Annotated in this window: 1 protein-coding gene; it reads left to right on the forward strand. The window is 36.7% G+C overall.

The features are described from left to right. The first annotated feature begins 59 nt into the window (after positions 1-59). Positions 60-761: an IS1 family transposase gene (locus PV763_RS17710; RefSeq protein WP_004282341.1), complete on the forward strand. Its 702-nt coding sequence runs from the start codon at positions 60-62 to the stop codon at positions 759-761. Positions 762-788: the final 27 nt, after the last annotated feature.

The following is a 788-nucleotide window of genomic DNA, read 5'->3' on the forward strand; positions in this document are numbered from 1 at the left end:
GGTGGTGTTTCAAAAAGTATGCTGAAAAAAAGCAGGTTGGATTTTGATAAAATAGAGAAATGCGAATAACTCTAGAAATCAAGTGTCCAGCCTGCCTAAGTGACAGTATAAAGAAAAATGGCACAAAAGTAGATGGTAAGCAAAATTACCAATGTAAAATATGCAGACGTCAATTTATTGGTGATCATGCTCTCAGTTATCAAGGCTGTCACTCAGGTATCAAAACCAAAATATTACACCTCATGGTGCGAGGCAGTGGTGTCAGGGATATAGCAGAAATTGAAAGAGTAAGTATCGGTAAAGTTCTACGGACACTTAGCCAATCAAAATATCAACTTCGAGCACAGCAAAGTCATTATGAAACCCTTGAAGTAGATGAGTTTTGGACTTTTGTTGGTCATAAGCAAAATAAACAATGGCTAATTTATGCCTATCATCGAGAAACAGGTGAAATTGTTGCTTATGTATGGGGTAACCGAGATTTAGCCACTGCAAAACGACTTAAATTAAAATTGAAGCAGTTAGGTGTAAGCTATACATGTATATCAAGTGACCATTGGGATAGCTTTGTTACGACCTTTAAAGAATGCAAACAGTTGATTGGTAAATTTTTCACTGTGGGTATAGAAGGCAATAATTGTCGATTACGGCATCGAATCAGGCGAGGCTTTAGGAGAAGCTGCAACTTCTCCAAAAAGCTTGAAAATCATTTCAAAGCCTTTGATTTAGTGTTCTTTTATATCAATAATGGATTCGTTTAATGCCAGCATACTTTTTGAAACACCACC

The sequence above is a fragment of the Acinetobacter sp. AS5 genome (assembly GCF_048957595.1).
In the GTDB taxonomy this organism is placed as follows: Bacteria; Pseudomonadota; Gammaproteobacteria; order Pseudomonadales; family Moraxellaceae; genus Acinetobacter.